The following is a 1,506-nucleotide window of genomic DNA, read 5'->3' as shown; positions in this document are numbered from 1 at the left end:
CTCACTGGTGGACGTTGGGTGCAGACAGGAGTAGGTCTCTTGTCTGCACCCCGGGTCTGCCGGGTCACTGCCGAGCTGAGCCAGTCGCTCTTCGGGGATGACCTGCCTGAGAGTTGCAGGGCCCGGCGGCCCGGGACGTGCAGATCGGCCATAGGGCTTTGCACCACTGGCGGTAGCCGCCGCCGGGGAGTGCCTCAGTGAGCGACCGACCGTCACGTCCCGGACCGGAGTGCTGAATCCGTGGGCTGACGGAAGGAGCACCCTGAAATGCAGGCTACGCCCACTACTTCTTGCTATGCCGGGATCGACTGGTCCTGGCAACACCACGCGATCTGCGTCGTTGACAACGACGGCCACCGCATCGCTGAGGTCACTGTCGCGCACTCCAGGCCAGGCTTGGCCAGGATCACGGCCCTGCTTCGTCGCCACGGCGTGACCCGGGTCGGGATTGAACGCGGCGATGGACCCGTGGTCGAGCACCTGATCCGTGACGGGTTCGAGGTCGTCGTCATCTCTGCACGCCAGGTGAAGTCGCTGCGCGCCAGGTACGGATCAGCGGGCAACAAGGACGACCGTTTCGACGCATTCGTCCTGGCTGATGCGTTGCGCACCGACTCCGGCCGCTGGGCTCTCGTCCGCCCCGACACTGACGAGACCATCGCGCTACGGATGCTGGTTCGTGCCCGCCAAGACCTCCTGGGGCACCGGATCGCGGTCCACAATCAACTCCTGGCGGTACTGCAGCACAACTTCCCCGGCGCGATCGGCTTGTTCAGCCAGCTCGACATCCCGATCAGCTTGAGGTTCCTGCGCCGGTTCCCCTCCGAAGCCAAGGCCTCCTGGCTGTCCGAGGTCCGACTCGCGCACTGGCTCAAAGCCAACAGCTACTTCGGTCGCACACCACCGGTTGATCTCATCGAGCATCTCCGCAACGCCGCGACCGGCCGCGTCACCGGCGCAGCCGCTGCGGCCAGCGAACTGATCGTGCTCGCCCTCGTCGACCTCCTGACCCAGCTCCGCGAGCAGCAGGCCCAGCTTGAGACCAGGATCAAAGAAGCGCTCCTGGCCCACCCCGACGGGCCGATCTTCCAGTCCCTGCCCCGCGCCGGGACAGTGCGGGCCGCGACACTGCTGGCCGAGATCGGCGACTGCCGAGCCCGGTTCCCCGACCCAGCAGCACTCGCCGCCGCGGCCGGGGTCGCGCCCTCAACCCGACAATCCGGCAAGCACCGCAACGTCGCCTACCGCCGCGGCTGCAACAAACAACTCCGCCACGCCCTCATCGACTGGGCCCAAGACACCCCGCGAGCCAACGCCTGGGCCCACCACACCTACTACCGAGCTCGCGACCGCGGCTGCCGACACCCCCACGCCGCACGGATCCTGGCCCAAGCCTGGACCAGGATCCTATGGCGCTGCTGGCACGACCACGTGCCCTACAACCCCGACCTACACGGCCGGCTCAACGCCCTCACCCAGGAGGCCGCTTGACATAGGGCTCTCAGG

Annotated in this window: 1 protein-coding gene; it reads left to right on the top strand. The window is 67.5% G+C overall.

Going from position 1 to position 1,506, the window contains the following annotated elements; translation table 11 throughout:
- Positions 1-267 precede the first annotated feature (267 nt).
- A complete protein-coding gene (locus tag G6553_RS20545) occupies positions 268-1,491 on the top strand; it encodes an IS110 family transposase (RefSeq protein WP_166196989.1) in 1,224 nt (407 codons plus the stop codon).
- Positions 1,492-1,506: the final 15 nt, after the last annotated feature.

The organism is Nocardioides sp. IC4_145 (assembly GCF_011250565.1).
Taxonomy (GTDB): Bacteria; Actinomycetota; Actinomycetes; order Propionibacteriales; family Nocardioidaceae; genus Nocardioides.
Note: the sequence above shows the minus strand (reverse complement) of the source record. Positions and strands in the feature narration are given on the sequence as shown.

Bases quoted from the DNA above. Each gene is read 5' to 3' on its own strand.
- G6553_RS20545 (WP_166196989.1), top strand. From the start codon at position 268: ATGCAGGCTACGCCCACTACTTCTTGCTATGCCGGGATCGACTGGTCC.